Source organism: Alicycliphilus denitrificans (assembly GCF_044792555.1).
GTDB classification, from domain to species: domain Bacteria; phylum Pseudomonadota; class Gammaproteobacteria; order Burkholderiales; family Burkholderiaceae_C; genus Alicycliphilus; species Alicycliphilus denitrificans_A.
The window spans coordinates 195,798-212,793 of the sequence record NZ_CP126239.1 but is presented as its reverse complement, the minus strand read 5'-3'; the positions used below and the strand labels follow the sequence as shown (position 1 = coordinate 212,793).

Below are 16,996 nucleotides of genomic sequence, written 5' to 3'. Positions count from 1 at the left end.
CGCGCTCCTTGCCCTTGATGGCCGCCGGAGGCGGCGGGCGGAACACCCCGCCTGGCCTGTGGCGCAGCCGTGTCGTTCTCTGCGGCAGACATTGCGCAAATCGATGCGAGTGCTCCGCATAGTGTTTTCGGTGAGGATTCACGATAGAATAGAGAATGCAAGTGAGAATCATTTGTATGTCACTGGGTGGCCAGCCCGCCTGTTGTGGCATCACGCAGCCGCACAAGTTCATTGAAAGAGAAATAAACCCATTCGACAGTTCAGGGACGAGGCACACCGCACCCGACTCACACGCGGTCTGGTCCAGTCCGCGCGTCGAGGCGAACCACCGAGGGCAGATTCCGGTCATCTGGACACGGCGAGACGCACATCTGAATTTGAGCGAGGAACGATTAAATGAACGCACGTTGCGTACGAATTCTGCTGCCGGCGCTGACGCTGGCAACCGCGTGGCTGGCGCCTGTCCGCGCCGAGATACGCATCCGGCACGCCCAGGGCGAGCTGGTGTTGCCGCAGCCGCCCAAGCGCGTGGTGGCGCTGGAGTTTTCCTTCGTCGACGCCTTGGTGGCTGTCGGCATGGTGCCGACCGGTATCGCTGACGACCGGCAGCCCGAACGTATCATCGGGCCGCTACGCGACGCAGTGAAGGGCTATGCCTCGGTTGGCAGTCGCTACCAGCCAAGCCTGGAGGCGATTGCCGCGCTCAAGCCCGACCTCATCATCGCAGACCAGCGGCTGCACCAGGCGGTGTACAGCGAGTTGCAGGCCATTGCTCCGACATTGGTCGTCGACGTTCGCTCCTCCACCTACCAGGAGGACCTGGAGACACTGCCGGTGGTGGCGCGAGCGCTGGGCAAAGAGGAGCAGATGCGGCAACGGCTGCGGCGCCACGCGGAGGTGATGGACAAGTACGCCCGCTCAATAGAGAACGATCAGAAGCTCACTGCGGTGTTTGGCGTCTCCAGCGACAAGGGCAGTTGGCTGCATACCGAGGCGACTTATGCTGCCGGAGTGCTTAAGCGACTTGGTTTCGACACACCACTGAAGCACGGTCGCAATCGGATGGGGTCCGAGCCTTACGTCAAAACAGGACTGGAGCAATTGTTGGCGGTCAACCCAGACATCCTGCTGCTCGGGCGCTACAGCCAGCCAGCCCAGATCGACAGCTGGGCGAAAAGTCCGCTGTGGCGCGGGCTGAAGGCGGTACAGAATAAGCGTGTGTACTGGGTGGACGGCAATATATGGGCGCGCTCGCGCGGCCTGATTTCCGCCGAGCTGATGACGGCGCAGCTGCATAGCCTGCTGCGGCAATGACGCGAGCGCTGCTGGTCTATTCGCTGACGCTGCTGGCGCTGTTGCTGGCGGCCTGGCTGTCGCTGCTGGCGTTTTCCGAGCACCCCCTGATGCTGTCAGGGCTGTGGCGGGGCGACGACATGTCGGCGCTGATCGTGCGCGACGTCCGCCTGCCCCGCATGTTGGCCTGCGCGTTGGTGGGCGTGGGGCTGGGGATGGCGGGCAGTCTGCTCCAGGCCGTGACCCGCAACGCGCTGGCTTCCCCCCACGTGCTGGGCATCAACCAGGGCGCGGGACTGTTCGTTGCGCTGTCGCTGGGCGTGCTGCAGCGCTGGCAATTGCCGACGTTGGCGATGGCCTGCGCCGGCGCAACGCTGTCCGGCGCACTGGTGATGTTACTTTCCGGCCTGCACCGCGGCCGGGCCAGCGGGGTGCGACTGGTGCTGTCCGGTGTGGCGTTGTCGTCGCTGCTTGCGGCGATGACTGACGGCGCGGTGATGCTCAACGACGAGCTGGGCGTCAGCATCGTCGCCTTCATGGCCGGCTCGGTGGACGGCATGACCTGGCAACAGGTCGCCGGGCTATGGCCGTGGGTTCTTGGCGCCACCCTGGGCGCGCTGTTGCTCGCCCACCCGCTCAATTTGCTGCAATTGGGCGATGAAGCCGCTCACGCCCTGGGCCTGAAGACCCGCACGGTGAGCGTACTGTGCGCGCTGCTGGTCGTGGTGGTGGCCGGCGCTGTCGTCACCTATGTAGGCGCCATTCCGTTCGTCTGCCTGATCGTGCCGCACACGGCGCGCGCATTGCTTGGGCGGCAGGACTACCGACTGGTGCTGCCACTGGCCGGTCTGCTGGGCGGTGTGCTGATGCTGCTGTCCGACGCGCTGTCTCGCTTGGTCAACTACCCCTTCGAGTCGCCGGTGGGCATCGTCACCGCCCTGATCGGCGCTCCGTTTTTTCTCTACCTGACCTGGAAGCAGCGGCGATGAAAGCAAGCTCCACCCATGCCCCGCTGCTGCTGGCTATCGCCTTGCCGGGCCTGGTGTTGCTGACGCTGCTATCGCTGGCTGTCGGTGCGGTCCCGCTGACACTGCACGACACCTGGCATGCCGCCTGGTCCGACACCAGTCCCTACAGCCATCTGGTGCTGCAGCTGCGATTGCCGCGCACCCTGCTGGCATGGCCAGTCGGTGCCGCGCTGGCCGTCTCTGGCGCACTGGTGCAAGGGGTGACACGCAATCCGCTGGCTGCGCCGGACGTGATCGGCGTCACCAGCGGTGCCGGCCTGGCCGCAGCCTTCGTGGTGCTGGTGCTCGGCGACATGCCTCTGTGGACCCTGCCGCTGTCGGCGTTCGCCGGTGGCCTAGCCGCAGCGCTGCTGGTATACCGGCTGGCGTGGCGCGGCGGTGTCAGCCCCATGCATTTGGCGCTGGTTGGCGTCGCGGTGACGCAACTGTTCGCAGCGGGAATCGACTACCTGGCTAGCGCCCAGGCAGACCGGGTAGCCCTGGCGGTTATTTGGCTTCGTGGCTCGCTGTGGGGGCGCAATTGGGACCATCTGATGCTGGCATTGCCGCTGGTCCCGCTGTTGCCGGCGTCGCTGTTGCTCGCCCAGCGACTCAATCTGCTGGCGCTGGGAGACGCAGCAGCACAGGCGCTGGGCGTGTCCGTCAACAGTACCCGCAGGCAGGCCCTGCTGCTGGCAGTGCTGCTGGCCAGCGGCGCGGTGGCCGTTGCGGGCACTGTAGCTTTCATCGGGCTGCTGGCACCGCACTTGGCGCGCTTGCTGGTCGGTGCCGATCACCGCCGGCTACTGCCGTTGTCAGCGTTGCTTGGCGGCTTGCTGCTCCTGGTTGCCGATACGCTGGGCCGCAGCCTGCTGTCGCCACTGGAGGTGCCGGCCGGCATCATGACGGCGCTTCTGGGCGCGCCGTATTTCCTTTACCTGTTGTCGCGCTACCGGGGAGTGATATGAAAGCAAGGCTATGTGTCGAGCGCCTGACACTGGATTACGGCTCAAGGCGCGTACTGGACGAAATCACTCTGGCGATCGCAGAGGGTGCTTTTACCGCTATCGTAGGTCCCAACGGCTGCGGCAAGTCCACGCTGCTCAAGACCCTGCTGCGGCTGCTCGTGCCAAGGCAAGGCAAGGTACTGCTGGACGGACGCGACCTGGCGGGCATCTCCCCCCGGACGGTGTCGCGGCAGGTTGCGCTGTTGCCGCAGGGAGCGGAATCGCCGGAAGGACTCACCGTAGAAGAGCTGGTGCACTACGGGCGCGCGCCCTATCAGTCGTGGTGGGGACGCGCGGGCCCCGAAGACCGATCGGCTGTGGCGCAGGCGATGACGCACACGGGTGTGGCGGAATTGGCCGAGCGTCCGCTGCATGAGTTATCCGGCGGTCAGCGTCAACGCGCGTGGCTGGCGATGGTGCTTGCGCAGGAGACACCCATCGTGTTACTGGACGAGCCAACAACCTTCCTGGACATCAACCACCAGCACGAGCTGATGGAGCTGTTGGCCGGATTGCGGCTGCAGGGGCGAACACTCGTGGCGGTGCTGCATGATCTCAACCAAGCCGCCCGTTACGCGGACGTGATGGTGGCACTGAGCCCTGATGGGCGTATTTATGACCAGGGACCACCACAACGGGTGATGACCGCTGCGATGATGCAGGCGATTTTCGGCCTGGCCTGCCATGTCGACACCGATCCCGTCAGCGCCAGGCCACGGGTCACGCCGCTTACAGGTGGTCTCAAGGGCTGCTAAACCGGACTTTGACTGCGTGATCGAGCCGCAGCTCTTTCGTGGCGCAGTGATACCCGGCATGACGCTACTTCAGCGGTGCACTGCCTGGCCGCGACGATCGGCACCGTGAAGTTGAAACACCCGCTTGGCCAAGTCGATGCCCAGAGTATCGATTTCCATGGTAGACCCTCCATGCAATAACGGTTGATGAGACGCTCAGTTTCCCCCGAAGGGAGGCGTCGGGTCCATCTCAGTAAACTGATACGGTTTGCCTTGCAAATTGTTGCTTTCGGTCTTCGTTGTTCTGCCCAGAACTTTCGCTTTTTAGAGACCGAGTGGAGCTATGACGACCGCCATCCAACGCTGTGCCCCGCTGAAGTAGCGTCATGCCGGACATCGTCCTCTGAATGCAGGTAGATGCTTGTCGTACTGATGTTTGCATGGCCCAAGTTATCTCGGACCACTTTCAGGTCGGCCTTTTCGCTCAAGTGGCTTCCTGCAGTGTGGCGCATCCAGTGGGTGGATGCCTGCTCAAGGTGCGCTGCGGCCGCGTCAAGCTCAGGACCTCGCTGACGCAGTCGGCCCGCGCTCTCCCGGAAGACGGCCTTGACGATCTCGTGAATGGCGCTGCGCGCCATTGGTTTGTTGGGACCGATGAGGGGTATTACCAGCGGCGTGTTCTCTCCCTCCAAGGGAAGCATGCTCAGCCCTTGGACATTGCGGTATCGCATCAGTTCGGTCATCAGCTCGCCGGTTGCGGGCACCAAACGCGTCTTGCCTCCCTTGCCTGTGATCTCCAGCCACCAACGCTCGCGCGCGTCGGTGCTGCGCCGGCTGAAAAATCCACCCATGGTCGCGCTGCAAATCTCCGAAACACGCAAGCCACCGATATACAGCAGTGAAAACAGCCATCTGCAGCGCGAGGCATGCAGCTTCTCGCGTTCGCTAACCACCGGCATTGCCTCAATAGTCGCCTTGACGACCTCCCAATGCTCCACCGGCAGGAACCGACTCACACGTGGCGCTGCCATCCTGCGCTTGCGGCGACTCAAGGCCAACGGATTGCCAGCGAGGTACCCCGCCTCCACCAGCCAGGAAAACATCGCATTGAGAATTGACAGCGCTTGGCGCTGGCTTGACGGGCCCAACGGTCCCGCAAACGGCCGCCATCGCGCAGAATCCCGCCCGGGCTTTTGGCCCGGCTGCATCACCCAGCGCTCGGCAGGCTGGGGATCGTTGAGGAAGCGCTGATAGACGAGTAAATCTTCATGCGAGAGATCGGACAGCGCGACGCCGTGCTGCAGGGTGCACCACAGCAGGAGGCGCTCGGCTTCCTTGCGGTAGCTGGCCAGCGTGGCGGGCGAATCGACATAGCGGGCCAACCATGCCAGCACGGCGGACCGATCATCGCCGGCGGCCAACTGGGATCGCGAAGTCGCCCGATTGCGGCCCTGGCTACCGTCGAGGTGGGTGGGAACGGCTAATTCATCCAAGCGGACGAGGGTATTCATGACGAGCTACGCGCGAATATAGGCATGAGCCAATATTATGGACATTAGATTGATTATGTCCATAGACCTGTAAAAATAGGAAATTATCCAACGTATTACGTTGTATTATTTTCTTCATTCATGAAAGGGGCAGCACCCATGGACACTCTACCCGCGACTGAGGCCCGGATGCAGGCCGAAATCGAGGCCCTGCGTGCGCAGCACCCCGATACGCAGGACCTGTACCGAGAGGTGTGCGTGCTGCTGTTCTTCCGCTACGGCCTCACGCCCACGGCCAACAAGCTGTACCAGTTGGTGCGCAAGGGCAGCATGAGCGCGCCGGCCGAGGCGCTGGCCAAGTTCTGGGAAACGCTGCGCGAGAAAAGCCGCCTTCGCATCGAGCACCCTGATCTGCCGCAATCCCTTCGAGACGCAGCCGGCGAAATGGTGGGGCAGCTGTGGCAGCGTGCCCAAGCCGAGGCTCAGGACACCCTTGCGCAGCTGCGCGAGGAGGCGCGCGCGGCCGTCGTCGCAGCCGATGGACTGGCCCAGTCCGCCAGCGCACGCGCAGATGCCGCGGATGCGTCTCTCGGCATGGTGAGAGACGCCCTGCGCGCGAACCAAGAGCGGGTGACATCGCTGCAAAGCGAGCTGGGCCGCGCGCAGGGCGAGGTTGCAGCATTGCAGCGCCAGTTGGATGCCGGCGCCGGTCAGCGGCAGGAACTTCAGGCGGCGCTGAGCGCCGCTCAGGAACGCTTCACCGGAGAACTCGAGCAGCAGCGCGCCGCGGCGGCAGCGGCCGACGAGCGCCATGGGGCCGAAGTCCGACGCGCACTACTGGACGTCGATCGCGAACGCGGCAACGCTGCCAAGCTGCAGAAGGAAGTTGAGCAAGCCCGGCGCGACCTGGCCAGCCAGGCGCAGGCGCACCGCGAGGCCACCCTCCAGCGGCAGCAGCAAATCGAAGCGCTGCACCAGCGCAGCGGCGAGTTGGAGGGCCGGGCCGCCCAGCTGCTAGAACAGCGGGATCAACTGAGCCAGGAGCTCCAGGCGACACGGCTGCGCCTGGAAGCGGTTGGCGGCAAGCGAGTGTCCGGCGTCCGTGCAGCGAAGGGCGGGGCCACCAAACCGTCTCGCGCGCCCTGAGGGTTGCCGACCATTCATCGACGCCGCTCGCGCAGAATCGGGAAATGAAGATGTACATCCTCGTTCGCGACGACATCCCGCTGGGATTTGCCATGGTGGCGGTCGCGCACGCCTCGCTTGCCGGCTACCTGAAGTTTCAGGACGAGCCAGAGGTGCGCGAATGGCTGCAAGGGCCGTTCTTCAAGGCGGTCTGCAAGGTCAACGCCAAGGAGTTCGAGAACGCCAAGCAGGTGGCCGATCACGTCGTGCTCACCGAATCGGCACTCGGAGACCAGGAGGTCGCGATCGTGTTCAAACCGCGGCCTGAATGGCCCAAGATGTTCAAGTTCCTGAGGCTGTACCGCGAACCGCCGGCCGTTTAGCCTGAATTATCCAGAACTGATAATTATCCGGATCGACTAATTCAGGATAAACGGACAGCAGGACCGTCCTCCGCGCCCGGAGGCGGCTTCCTTGGATTGCACCGTGTCATTGCACCGAGAGGACGCGACTCTGGAAATCTCCTATATCCCAAGTGTCTGATTTTGAAGGGGATTTTTTAGCCAAGCGCGTCAATCTGCACGCAAAGGACGATCACCCCTGCGTGCCCAGTATCCAGACACCCAGGAGCTGTACCGCGAGGTGTGCGTGCTGCTGTTTTTCCGGCACGGGATCACGCCCACGGCCAACAAGCTGTACCAGCTGGTGCGCAAGGGCAGCATGAGCGCGCCGGCGGAGGCGCTAACCAAGTTCTGGGAAACCCTGCGTGAGAAAAGCCGCATCCGGATCGAACACCCCGATCTGCCGGAGCCGCTGCGCGAGGCGGCCGGCGAGATGGTGGGCGCCCTGTGGCAGCGAGCCCAGGCTGTAGCGCAGGAGGCGCTGGTGCAACTTCGCGAGGAAGCCCGCGCGCAAGTGCTGGCCGCCGAAGTCCTTGAGCGTGTCAATTTGCACCGAAAGGACGAGCACCCCGTCAAACGAAGCCCAAAGCCGCAAAATAGGCTAGGGGTTAACCCTTTATCCGCAGAGTAAATATCGACAGCAAGAGTGAGACTACCCCCTGCAGGCCGAGTTGCGCACCGTGAACGAGACCTTGGCCACCAAGCAGCAGGAAGCCGTCCATACCCTTCAGGAAAACGCACGCCTCCTGGGCGATTTGTCGCGCGCCCAGGGCGATCTGCACCAGGCTCAGGAAGAGGTGCGAGGCCTGCGGCCGCTCAAGGATGAACTGGGGTTTGCGCAAAGGCGCTCCGAGGAATTGGGCCGGCGCCTGGTTGAGCAGGACGCGGCCGTCCAGCAGCTCAGCACTTCCAAAGAGCAGTTGCAGGCCAAGGTCGACGAGCTGCTTTCCGCCAAACAACAGCTGGAACTGGCGCTGGCGACGGCCAGGTCATCCGTCACGGCCCAGGAGCAGGTCGTGGCCAGCATGCTTGAGCGCTTCAGTACGCCGGCGACTGGCCCTAATTTGGTTGCGAACCCGGTTGAAGAGGCCGGTCGTCCAGGGAAGAGAGAGTCGAAAAAGTCAACGGGGACAGGCACTTAAGCCTGTTTCTGCTGGGTTTTACATGAATCCCTGCCGACCCTCTTGAAGTGGTGGCACCAAGTCTGGGAATGATCTGGCAGGTTTCGATCTCCAGCCCAGACCGGGAACGGGCGTTTCAGGCGTTGGAGGTGGCCACCCTGTTTGCCCTGCGCCGCGCGGTGCGCAATGGCTCGGTCTGGATTGAGCACAGCCTGAGCTTTCGGGGTCGTGCGCGCTTGTTCTTCACGGACGAGCGTTGGCAGGCAGAGTCCAAGAAACACTATGCCCGTCTATCGTTACCCAGCAAGGCTGCCACTTTCTTGAAGCCTTTGCTGGCCAGAGTAACTGCCGGTGTCGATGCGGTGGCCGCTGCAGCCCGCAGTGGCGTACTGCGCGTGGATGATGAACTCCATTTGTCGCCATTGCCCGCAGAGGACGAAGACCCAGAAGTGACCAAGCTGCGCGCGGCTTTGGATCACCGCATCGGTGAGGTTCAATTGCCGGAAGTGATTCTGGCCGTTGACGCCCAGGTGCGCTTTAGCTGGATCATGCTCGGACGTGAGCCGCGCTCTACCGACGAGCTGCTGATGGTCTATGCCGGCATCATGGCCCACGGCACCAGTCTGACTGCGGTCGAATGCGCGCGCATGATTCCGCAATTGTCTGCCACCAGCATTCGCCAGGCCATGCGCTGGGCGCGGGACGAACGGCGTCTGAGCCAGGCCTGCCAGGCTGTGCTGGAATTCATGCAGCGACACCCGATTGCCGCCACCTGGGGGCGGTCCGATTTGGCATCTTCTGACATGATGAGCATGGAGACCACCAAACGGGTGTGGCAAGCCCGGCTTGATCCTCGGCGCAACACACCTTCCATTGGAATCTACTCCCATGTAAAAGACCGGTGGGGCATCTTCCATGCGCAGCCCTTTGTGCTCAATGAGCGCCAGGCGGGCGTGGCCATTGAAGGTGTCATCCGCCAAGAAAAGCTGGAGACCAGCCAGCTTGCTGTGGATACCCATGGCTACACCGACTTTGCCATGTCACATGCCCGTTTGCTTGGTTTTGATCTTTGCCCGCGGTTGAAGGAACTCAAACAGCGCCACCTCTTTGTGCCACGCGGCACCAAAGTGCCCGCAGAAATCGCTGCGGTGTGCGAAGCCAATGTCGACGTCGCTTTGATCGAAAAGCATTGGGATAGTCTGGTGCACCTGGCAGCCTCGGTCATGAGCGGACATGCCAGTGCGGTGGCAGCTCTTGCGCGGTTCGGTTCTGCCGCCCAGGGCGATCCAATCTATGAGGCTGGCGTGCAATTGGGGCGGTTGCTGCGTACGGCGTTTTTGGCTGACTACTTTGTCAAGGACGCTTTCAGGAACGAGTTGCGCCGGGTGCTCAATCGGGGCGAGGCTGTTAACGCCCTCAAGCGCGCCATTTATACCGGCCGGATCAGCCCGGCGCAGGCCAAACGTGTCGATGAAATGCAGGCTGTGGCCGATGCGTTGAGCCTGATGGCCAACATCGTGATGGCGTGGAATACCTCACAGATGCAGGCGGTCCTGGATCGCTGGTCGAACCGCCGCCAGGTCATTCCACCGGAACTGATCGGGAAGATTGCGCCCACCAGGCTGGAGAGCATCAACTTGCGGGGTGTGTTTCGCTTCCCGGTTGACCGTTATGCCGACCAAATCCTGCCCTCGCGGCAGGGAGCACCGATAACTGGCACCAACGGATGAAACCGATCACGGTTTGACGCCACGAATCCCGGATTTGAAGGTGAACAGGAAAGCCAACAGAATCAACGATCTACCAACACCACCCCCGCGCCAGTGCTGGGTTTGCGTACCGCCAGTTATTGCACTGAAAACGAGGGGACCCCAAACGGCAAGTGCCCTTGAACGCAGAGACCATGGAGGCCTTGCGCGAGCACCGCAAGGATCGCGAGGAGCTGGTGATCCAGGGCAGGCTGAAATACTTCTCTCACGTCAAGCCCGAGGACCAGCCGCTGATCGGGGTGTTAGATGACCGGTGGATCTGGGCGAAAGACAAGAGGCTGAAAAAGGAACGGGACGAGAAAGCCCTGGCATCACAGGTCAAAGCGCTGCCGACGATTGAGATCGAAGGCATATCCGTGGCAGGCCAGCTCAAGTACACCGTCAACGAGAACGGTGCCTTGTCCGCCCACATGCTGTATCAGATCCTCAAAGGATTCTTTGCGATGTGCTCTGCCACCGCTGGTGAAAAACCGGGCGAGGGCAAGGGGCCTTTCATGCGGGCCTCTACCCACTGGCTTCGCCACACCTATGCGCACAAGGCGCTGAAGTCGTCAGAAGGTGATCTCAGCGTGGTGCAAGGGCTGCTGGGACACAAGAACATCAACACCACCGCCATCTATGTGAAAGCCGACATGTCCGAGCGGATCAGGGTGGCGGAAAAACTCAAGTCGAGCGTCTGAGGTCTCGGCTTGCAGCTAATACCGTCAATTATCCCTGTAGTGCTTGATGGTGTACTGAAGAGCTTTTAAGTGATCCATGGTGCCCCTGCCATTACATTGTGTGCACGATTTTCGAGGGGTCAATCCGCAGGCAGGGCATCTTACTTCAAAAAAATCTGCGATGTTGATAGAACTAAGCTTGCTCGTGGGAAGGGTTCCATGGCTTTCGCATAATTTGCATGGATAATAACCGAATTCGCCTTTGCCCTTGCATATGGGGCAGTCAACCCATGGATCTCGGGTCTTGCGACCCGTGATCTTGTTCTCTGGAAAATCGGTTCGTAATATTGCGACGCCGTTTTTGGCTAATCGAGCGGTTTCGGCGACCGTCATTTTATGTGTTTTGACGTGGAAGCGAATGCTGCTTCTAATTGCTTTCTTGATTAGGCCGGGGTCGTCCTTCGCCATATCTGCACTGATTCTGGAAACCTGCATACACTGATCCTTCAGGATGTACGCATCTCTTACCATTTGACTTTTAACTTTTGTCTCTAAGTAGTGTGATGGGTGCCCATCGTATTCGAGAGCAAGCGAATGAATGAGTTGCGCTTCTTTTGGGAACTTTGAATACACGTAAATGGCTAAGTCAACTCTCCAGTCCGTCGTTTTTGGAGCTGCATTCCTAAATCTCTGTTGAAACGAAAAGTCGATGTAATAGTTTGCGTCTAAACCACCATCAGAATAATCTGCCCGAAGAATAACCCCTTTGGCGCCATTGGCGTAGCCCTGGAATCGTATATTTCGAAATGACAGTATCAGGTCAGCAAGAAACCGGATTTCATCAACTGAACCGGCACCTGATGAGATCGCAAGAGTCATTGCTATGCTCGCAGGTAGCCCATGCTTGTCCTTAATTGCTTCATACAGCTTTTGATGTCGCTCGCTATTGGCCATTCAAGGTCGCCTGTTTTTGTCGTGTATGCCATTCATTATCGACATTACAACAATATCTGACTGGACAACATTATCGTAGAAACCGCAGGTTATGTTGAAATCCATTGTCGCTGTATGGAACTACCCAGATCAAGTTTTATGCGCTCTATGAGCTTCGCGTGATCGCGACATGGATCGACTTGAAGTTCAAGCTTGTATTTCCTGCGCAAAATGCCCTGGGGGCAGCACCATCCATTTCACGCCCAGCTTCGTGGCGAGTTCCTCCAGGGCAGCTGGGAGCTGCTTTTGCACCACCAGTAACGCCATGACTTGGATCAATGCGCCCGCAGGTTCGTTGATGAACGCCTGAGCGCGCATGACGGCCAGGTACTTCACGCACTGGTAGATGCCACGTTCCAGGTCATCGTCAGCCGACCGGATGGATTTGACCTCGACGCCGACCAAACGTGCCTCCGTTCGGAAAAATACATCCAAGCGATCACCCGACAGGAGCGGATACTCCGTCTCCGCGTGGAGCGTGTTCTTCAGGCCGAACAGCTCCGGCCTGGCCATGACATTGAGGCGCAGCTGCTTGTGCTCCTCGGACTCGCCGCCACCCCAGCCGTAGTAGCGTTTGTCTTTGCCGTTGGCTGAATCGAGGTCTGCCGGCGTTGCTGCGGAGCCAAGGCCCACACTTTCGAGGACCTGGAGCCATCGATCACCGTAGGCGAGGATGCGGTCGAATTCATATCGCACCTTGGCCCGCTTTTCAGCCGGTGTCAGCACCTCGAATCCGGGCCAGTAGTCCTTGACGCCATCGCTGGGAAGACCGGCAGTGGCACCCGATTTGGCGACCACAATGCATGTGATGTGAGGGGGGCGAAGTTCCTCAGGCCAATCGCGCGTGCCTGCCTCCACCAGACGGGTCACTAGACCCAGGACTTTCCCCATCCCCTGAGCAAAGGCATTTCCATCGGCCTTGACCCGGCCCAGCATCGTCGCCAGGTCGGAGTAGGTCAGAGGCTCGATGATGCCATCGGTCTGTCTGCGGACGTGCTCTACCAGGTAGGGCAGCACGATGCGCGCGGCCAGCGCATTGCCACGAAGCTCAGCAGCGTCGTCGGTCCCTGTAGCAGGCGCAAGCAAAGGGTTCCAGTCGGCACCGGGCACATTGCCAGTGGCATCCACCAATTCGAAGAGAGTCGCAGTATTGAGCGCATCAACGTCCGGGCTCTTCCAACGGTCCCGAAGCTCCTTTTCCAGGCCCAGGCGTTGCCGTGGGTCATCGGGGGCGCGTCCGAACTGAGGCTTGAGGACGGAGACATGATCGAGGTTGATGTGCTTCACATGGCGGGTCATGTGGGCGGGATCGTCGCCAGACGCCACTGCACGAAAGCCAAATATCGGCACGCGAGACTTCACCGCCTCGCTTATGGCGGCTTCCGCTTCGCGGCCCCGCTTGACCGCCCCGCCCTTCCACTTTGCTGATTTCCCGCCGAGCATCACGAAGCTGCGGGTCCGGTTGTCGATGGGATCAACGACTTTGGCGATCTGGTCTTCCCAGACCGTGCAAACCAGAGCTTTCCGATCCGCCGTGAAGGCGACCCACGGTGTGTCGTTGCGAGCATTCCCAGAGCCCCTGGCGTGGGTGTCGATGCCGCACGTCGCCTTCCAGAACTCGTGCGTGTTGCGCGTTACCCTCTCTCTTGCACTCACTCAAGTCTCCCGATCAATGCCAAGTGCAGGCTTTGGCCCGCGAACCATGGTGGTGATCCTATGTCGAAATTGACTGGGCCCAGAGGACGAAGGGATAGTCCAGTTGGCGCCAGCGTTTCCAGGATGACTGAATGCCGAGATCGGGCGTGTTGCCCGTGCTCAGGGTGAAGACCCATGGTTGAGCCCCAGCGGATCACCCCGAGAGCAGCTACGCGTAGGCTGGGCGCAGCGGTTCGTCGTCCTTTCGGCTGGACGCGCGCGCGAGTTCCAGGCGCGGTCCATCCGGCAAATGCTGGCGCAAATGCAAGAGCCCCCGGACGTTCTTGAGACCGGCGCGAAGTGCCACTTCCGGCTGGGGCATGCCAGACAGCATCCATTGCACCAGCCTGGTGTTCCTGACGATCTGTGGCCCAGCGCGAACCGGGTCACCCTGGCCAGCGGCCCGACTGGCGGCCAGCAGGTGCGCGCGCACCAGCACCAACAGGTTTTCGTCCGTCATCGGTTTGCCAGTCTGCGAGCTGAAAAGAGCTGGCGTCATCGCGTGTTTGCCAGCCGTCGCGCGCACCTGCAGCCACGATGCCACGGCCGAACGCACCTCATCCGACACGACCATCGTGCGCAGTTGGTTGACGCCACCCGAAGTGATGCGGATCGAGGCACCCTTCCCTCCCCTGCCGTCCACGAAGGATTCGTGCGAGAGCGCGCGGACTTCCGCCGAGGTCAACCCCAGCTCAAAAAGGACCAGCAAGAGCGCGCGGTTGCGGATGTCGCTGGCCTTCAGATTCAAGGCTTCACCCGAGTCTTCCCGAAGCATCTTGATGCACTGCTCCCAGACCACAGGTGAAAGGATGGCCCCCTTCGGATCTTCGGAAGGAGGCTTTTCCTTGTCGGCAATGCCTGCTGCTGGATTTGTAGCGACCAAACCGCGCTCCATGGCGTAGTCATACACCCGTTCCAGCAGGCGCCAGTACCTGCGTTTGGTGATCTCGCTGATTTTGACGCCACTCCCGCGCACTTTGATTCCACCGGTCAGATAGCCTTTGACCAACACTGGGTCTGCATCGGTCCAGTGAACCCATCTTGGGTTATCAGGGTCCCCACCTTTTGCCAAAAATTTGGTCCACGAGATCCAAAAGTACCTGAAAAAATCAAAGTCGTTGATGGCCCGCTGGTCATCATTTGAGCAATGTTCTAGCCATTGCTCAAAAAACTCGTCAGCGCTCAATTCAACGGTGGAATTCATGATCAATTGAATTGTCGTAGCTTGTTGCGTTATGAGCCTTTGCGGTTGCAATGCAATTTCCCTACCGCATGCATAGGCTATTGAATGATCTGTAGAAGCTTATCGCTGGTGACCTTATTAATTTCTGTATTAGCCAATGCATGTAATCCAAATATTCACTATATCCAAATTTAACACGGCGTCCACAGAGGGGAGCTGAAAAAAGTCTCAAAAAATAAACATGGTTTCGAAACGTGTTGAGCTGTTGGACGTCATCAATCGTTCAAGTGCTCTCGCCCTGGATGGTGAGGCTCAGAAGAATGCCAAGGGTTGGGTGGGCTGCTTCAGGCTGGTTGCAGACGCTCGCGCAGCTCGCGCGAATGAGTACTATCGGCCAGGAGCAGTCGGTGGTGGCTGGTGAAAGCGGACGCTCAACGTTTGACATCAGCTGCATAACCCGGCTTGCAGGGCATGTCAGCTCGATGGAAGGGGCAGGCGGCTGCGCCTAGATGCCTTGTGCGCACGGATAGACGTCGTGAACCACGCTCAAGCCAAGCTCACCACAAATTCCAAGGAAGTCTGGCGAGAACTCGACGGCGTAGTTTCGATGGCTGAACGATGCGAATTGGAGGTGGAGCCTTGCTCCCTGCTCGCGAAGCAGCAGCAGGAACGCCTTTTTAGGAGCAAGCACTTCAACCACGCTTGCGAGGACATCTTCTGCCAGGTCATCGGTGGACGCGTAGTCGCCCCTTTCGAACGGATCAGAGTGCCAGTAGCTTTCAGCGTGCACCCCGGAGAGCTTTCGGCCCTTCGGCGTAATCCGTTCCGCACCGGCCATTGCAGCGTGCTTTGCCTTAAGTCCGAGGTTGCGGGAAATCACATCCGGATCGATGTTTGGATGCCAGATTCTTAGGGCGACAGAAAAAGAGTAGCTTTGCATGTACTTGAGGCGCCTAACGTTGAGACTAATCCGGCTCGCAGCAGGTAAGTAAACTTTAGCTTGCCGTAAGCAAACACCTGGATTTCCAGCACCCGCTGCTGCAAGTCAATGGCGGCTTGCGGGCAGCACTTCCGACCGGCCGCTTTGGGCCCTGAGCGGTCTCTCAGTTGCGTGCCTCAAAGCGATCATTGAAAGATGCGTGTGAATTGCCTTGGGATGTTTGGTAGCCTAAGTGACCGGTACAGGTCCCCCCCATGACTTGACCTGGAGCCATTCAAGGTCGAATAAAACTATTCATTAGAGTTGCAAAAATTGTCCCCAAAGAACATGTCCAAATGACAATTTTCATCTGCAAGCAGGGCAAGCCTTCGTATTTTTTGCAGAATCGAGACAGGTATTTGAGGACACTTTCGTTTTCGTTTTGCAGTGGATATCGCACGAGCAGTATCAACAACCAGACTACAAGGATGGCAACAAAAATTAATAGTCCAAAGTGTTCAAGAAATAACTTCATCTCGGCAGTGCAAGGGTGTGTGCGGGATATTTCGTGTAGAGCAAAGACAGACAGAGGTCACGGTCTACTTTGATTGAACATGCAATCCACTACCGGCACAACTTTTAATTTGCAGCACGAGGAGGGGCGTGGAACAGAATGGGTCCCTCACAATATGGCTGTGATAAGCAACAGCTGACTGCGACTGGAGTTTGTTAGCTACAGACGGTCAGAGCGAAAGCGTTCGCTGTCCGGGGCTGAGGTGGCCGGGCATTGTTACGCGGCAGAGAGTTCGTTTCACGCTGGACGTTTTCACATCTAGATGGTCTACGCCCTTGCACCGTCTTGCCCGTCGTTGTTTAAGGGCTGCTTTCACCTGCCGACACTGACTGTTCCTGGCCGGATTCTGCCCCACACCGAGGGCCCCTAGCGGGCCCAACCCGGTCCCTTACACCCCTCAGACACAGGCATTGGTAGCAGAGCGCGAACCTGGAGCATTGCAAACCCAGCTTCTTACGGGATCGATCAGCAAAAAACCATCCAAGTGTTTCCGCCATGGCTCGGTGGACTGATCGTTTCTCCACCACGCGCAACCTCAAGCACCTCTTCGACTTCAAACTGGGCGAAATGAACCGTCGAGTGCCAAACTTTCCAAACTGTACCGACTGCAATAACTTCTTCAGTAAACTGGACCAACAGTTCGAATGCATGAGAGTCACCAGCGTTAACGCGAATACCTCTCGAATTATCGGGAAGAAGAATGCTTATCCAGCGCAATCGAACGCCAGACTCCAGCGTATGGGTGGGCCTCCAGCCTGTGGCAGGGGCACGTATGATCCAGTCCATTCCCGGCGGGGGCGTGTACCGTGCTCTGACTCGGAAAGATGGCATGTTCGTTACCTGTGCCGATGTCGTAAATTGGGTAGGTAGATGGCTGCAGGGAACACGGGCGACAACGCTCCACTCCCGCGAGATTGAGCCAATAGGAAATATTTTCCGGTTTGATCTGCCTCGCACTTCGCTTTGCCCGACTAGAACAGCCATCCAGATGCCCTAAATCGTGCCTTGGGCCGATGTCGGTTTGTA

At 59.7% G+C, this 16,996-nt stretch carries 14 protein-coding genes and 1 pseudogene; 10 read left to right on the top strand and 5 right to left on the bottom strand.

Features of this window, described 5'->3' with window-relative positions; translation table 11 throughout:
- Positions 1 to 396: 396 nt before the first annotated feature.
- From P7644_RS20940 to P7644_RS20925, 4 genes are read left to right on the top strand one after another with little or no spacing between them, the layout of a single operon-like run.
- Positions 397 to 1,314, top strand: coding sequence for a Fe(3+) dicitrate ABC transporter substrate-binding protein (locus P7644_RS20940; protein ID WP_404303329.1), 918 nt, complete (start codon positions 397 to 399; stop codon positions 1,312 to 1,314).
- Positions 1,311 to 2,282 carry a FecCD family ABC transporter permease gene (locus tag P7644_RS20935; protein WP_404303328.1) on the top strand — a complete coding sequence of 324 codons (972 nt, stop codon included), beginning with the start codon at positions 1,311 to 1,313 and terminating at the stop codon, positions 2,280 to 2,282. The genes P7644_RS20940 and P7644_RS20935 overlap by 4 nt, the downstream gene beginning before the upstream one ends.
- The gene (locus P7644_RS20930; RefSeq protein WP_404303327.1) at positions 2,279 to 3,268 is read left to right on the top strand and encodes a FecCD family ABC transporter permease; all 990 of its coding nucleotides are present in this window, start codon (positions 2,279 to 2,281) and stop codon (positions 3,266 to 3,268) included. The genes P7644_RS20935 and P7644_RS20930 overlap by 4 nt, the downstream gene beginning before the upstream one ends.
- Complete coding sequence (locus P7644_RS20925; RefSeq protein WP_404303326.1) at positions 3,265 to 4,062, top strand: ABC transporter ATP-binding protein; 798 nt, start codon at positions 3,265 to 3,267, stop codon at positions 4,060 to 4,062. The genes P7644_RS20930 and P7644_RS20925 overlap by 4 nt, the downstream gene beginning before the upstream one ends.
- Before the next feature lie 320 nt (positions 4,063 to 4,382).
- On the opposite strand, the gene P7644_RS20920 is transcribed toward P7644_RS20925, so the two are convergent.
- The gene (locus P7644_RS20920; RefSeq protein WP_404303325.1) at positions 4,383 to 5,552 is read right to left on the bottom strand and encodes a tyrosine-type recombinase/integrase; all 1,170 of its coding nucleotides are present in this window, start codon (positions 5,550 to 5,552) and stop codon (positions 4,383 to 4,385) included.
- 138 nt (positions 5,553 to 5,690) lie between these two features.
- On the opposite strand from P7644_RS20920, the gene P7644_RS20915 reads away from it, so the two are divergent.
- The 6 genes and pseudogenes from P7644_RS20915 (at position 5,691) to P7644_RS20890 (ending at position 10,627) form a co-directional block, all read left to right on the top strand.
- Complete coding sequence (locus tag P7644_RS20915; protein WP_404303324.1) at positions 5,691 to 6,677, top strand: DNA-binding protein; 987 nt, start codon at positions 5,691 to 5,693, stop codon at positions 6,675 to 6,677.
- A 44-nt stretch (positions 6,678 to 6,721) separates the two neighbouring features.
- Positions 6,722 to 7,039 (top strand): peptidyl-tRNA hydrolase, encoded by a 318-nt coding sequence (locus P7644_RS20910; RefSeq protein ID WP_404303322.1) that lies wholly within the window; start codon positions 6,722 to 6,724, stop codon positions 7,037 to 7,039.
- Positions 7,040 to 7,304: 265 nt separating this feature from the next.
- Positions 7,305 to 7,688 (top strand): DNA-binding protein, encoded by a 384-nt coding sequence (locus tag P7644_RS20905; RefSeq protein WP_404303320.1) that lies wholly within the window; start codon positions 7,305 to 7,307, stop codon positions 7,686 to 7,688.
- 49 nt (positions 7,689 to 7,737) lie between these two features.
- Complete coding sequence (locus tag P7644_RS20900) at positions 7,738 to 8,199, top strand: hypothetical protein (protein ID WP_404303318.1); 462 nt, start codon at positions 7,738 to 7,740, stop codon at positions 8,197 to 8,199.
- Between the two features lie 38 nt (positions 8,200 to 8,237).
- A pseudogene (locus tag P7644_RS20895) lies at positions 8,238 to 9,908 on the top strand (Tn3-like element IS1071 family transposase); the annotation flags it as partial.
- Positions 9,909 to 10,066: 158 nt separating this feature from the next.
- Positions 10,067 to 10,627 (top strand): tyrosine-type recombinase/integrase, encoded by a 561-nt coding sequence (locus P7644_RS20890; protein ID WP_404303316.1) that lies wholly within the window; start codon positions 10,067 to 10,069, stop codon positions 10,625 to 10,627.
- A 24-nt stretch (positions 10,628 to 10,651) separates the two neighbouring features.
- On the opposite strand, the gene P7644_RS20885 is transcribed toward P7644_RS20890, so the two are convergent.
- From P7644_RS20885 to P7644_RS20870, 4 genes are all read right to left on the bottom strand, one after another.
- A complete protein-coding gene (locus P7644_RS20885; protein WP_133246264.1) occupies positions 10,652 to 11,560 on the bottom strand; it encodes a zinc finger-like domain-containing protein in 909 nt (302 codons plus the stop codon).
- A gap of 186 nt (positions 11,561 to 11,746) precedes the next feature.
- Positions 11,747 to 13,255, bottom strand: coding sequence for a hypothetical protein (locus P7644_RS20880; protein ID WP_116750463.1), 1,509 nt, complete (start codon positions 13,253 to 13,255; stop codon positions 11,747 to 11,749).
- 208 nt (positions 13,256 to 13,463) lie between these two features.
- Complete coding sequence (locus P7644_RS20875; RefSeq protein WP_116750462.1) at positions 13,464 to 14,498, bottom strand: tyrosine-type recombinase/integrase; 1,035 nt, start codon at positions 14,496 to 14,498, stop codon at positions 13,464 to 13,466.
- Between the two features lie 484 nt (positions 14,499 to 14,982).
- On the bottom strand, positions 14,983 to 15,417 hold the full coding sequence (locus P7644_RS20870) for a DUF4279 domain-containing protein (protein WP_404303314.1): 435 nt from the start codon (positions 15,415 to 15,417) through the stop codon (positions 14,983 to 14,985).
- Positions 15,418 to 16,996 lie beyond the last annotated feature (1,579 nt).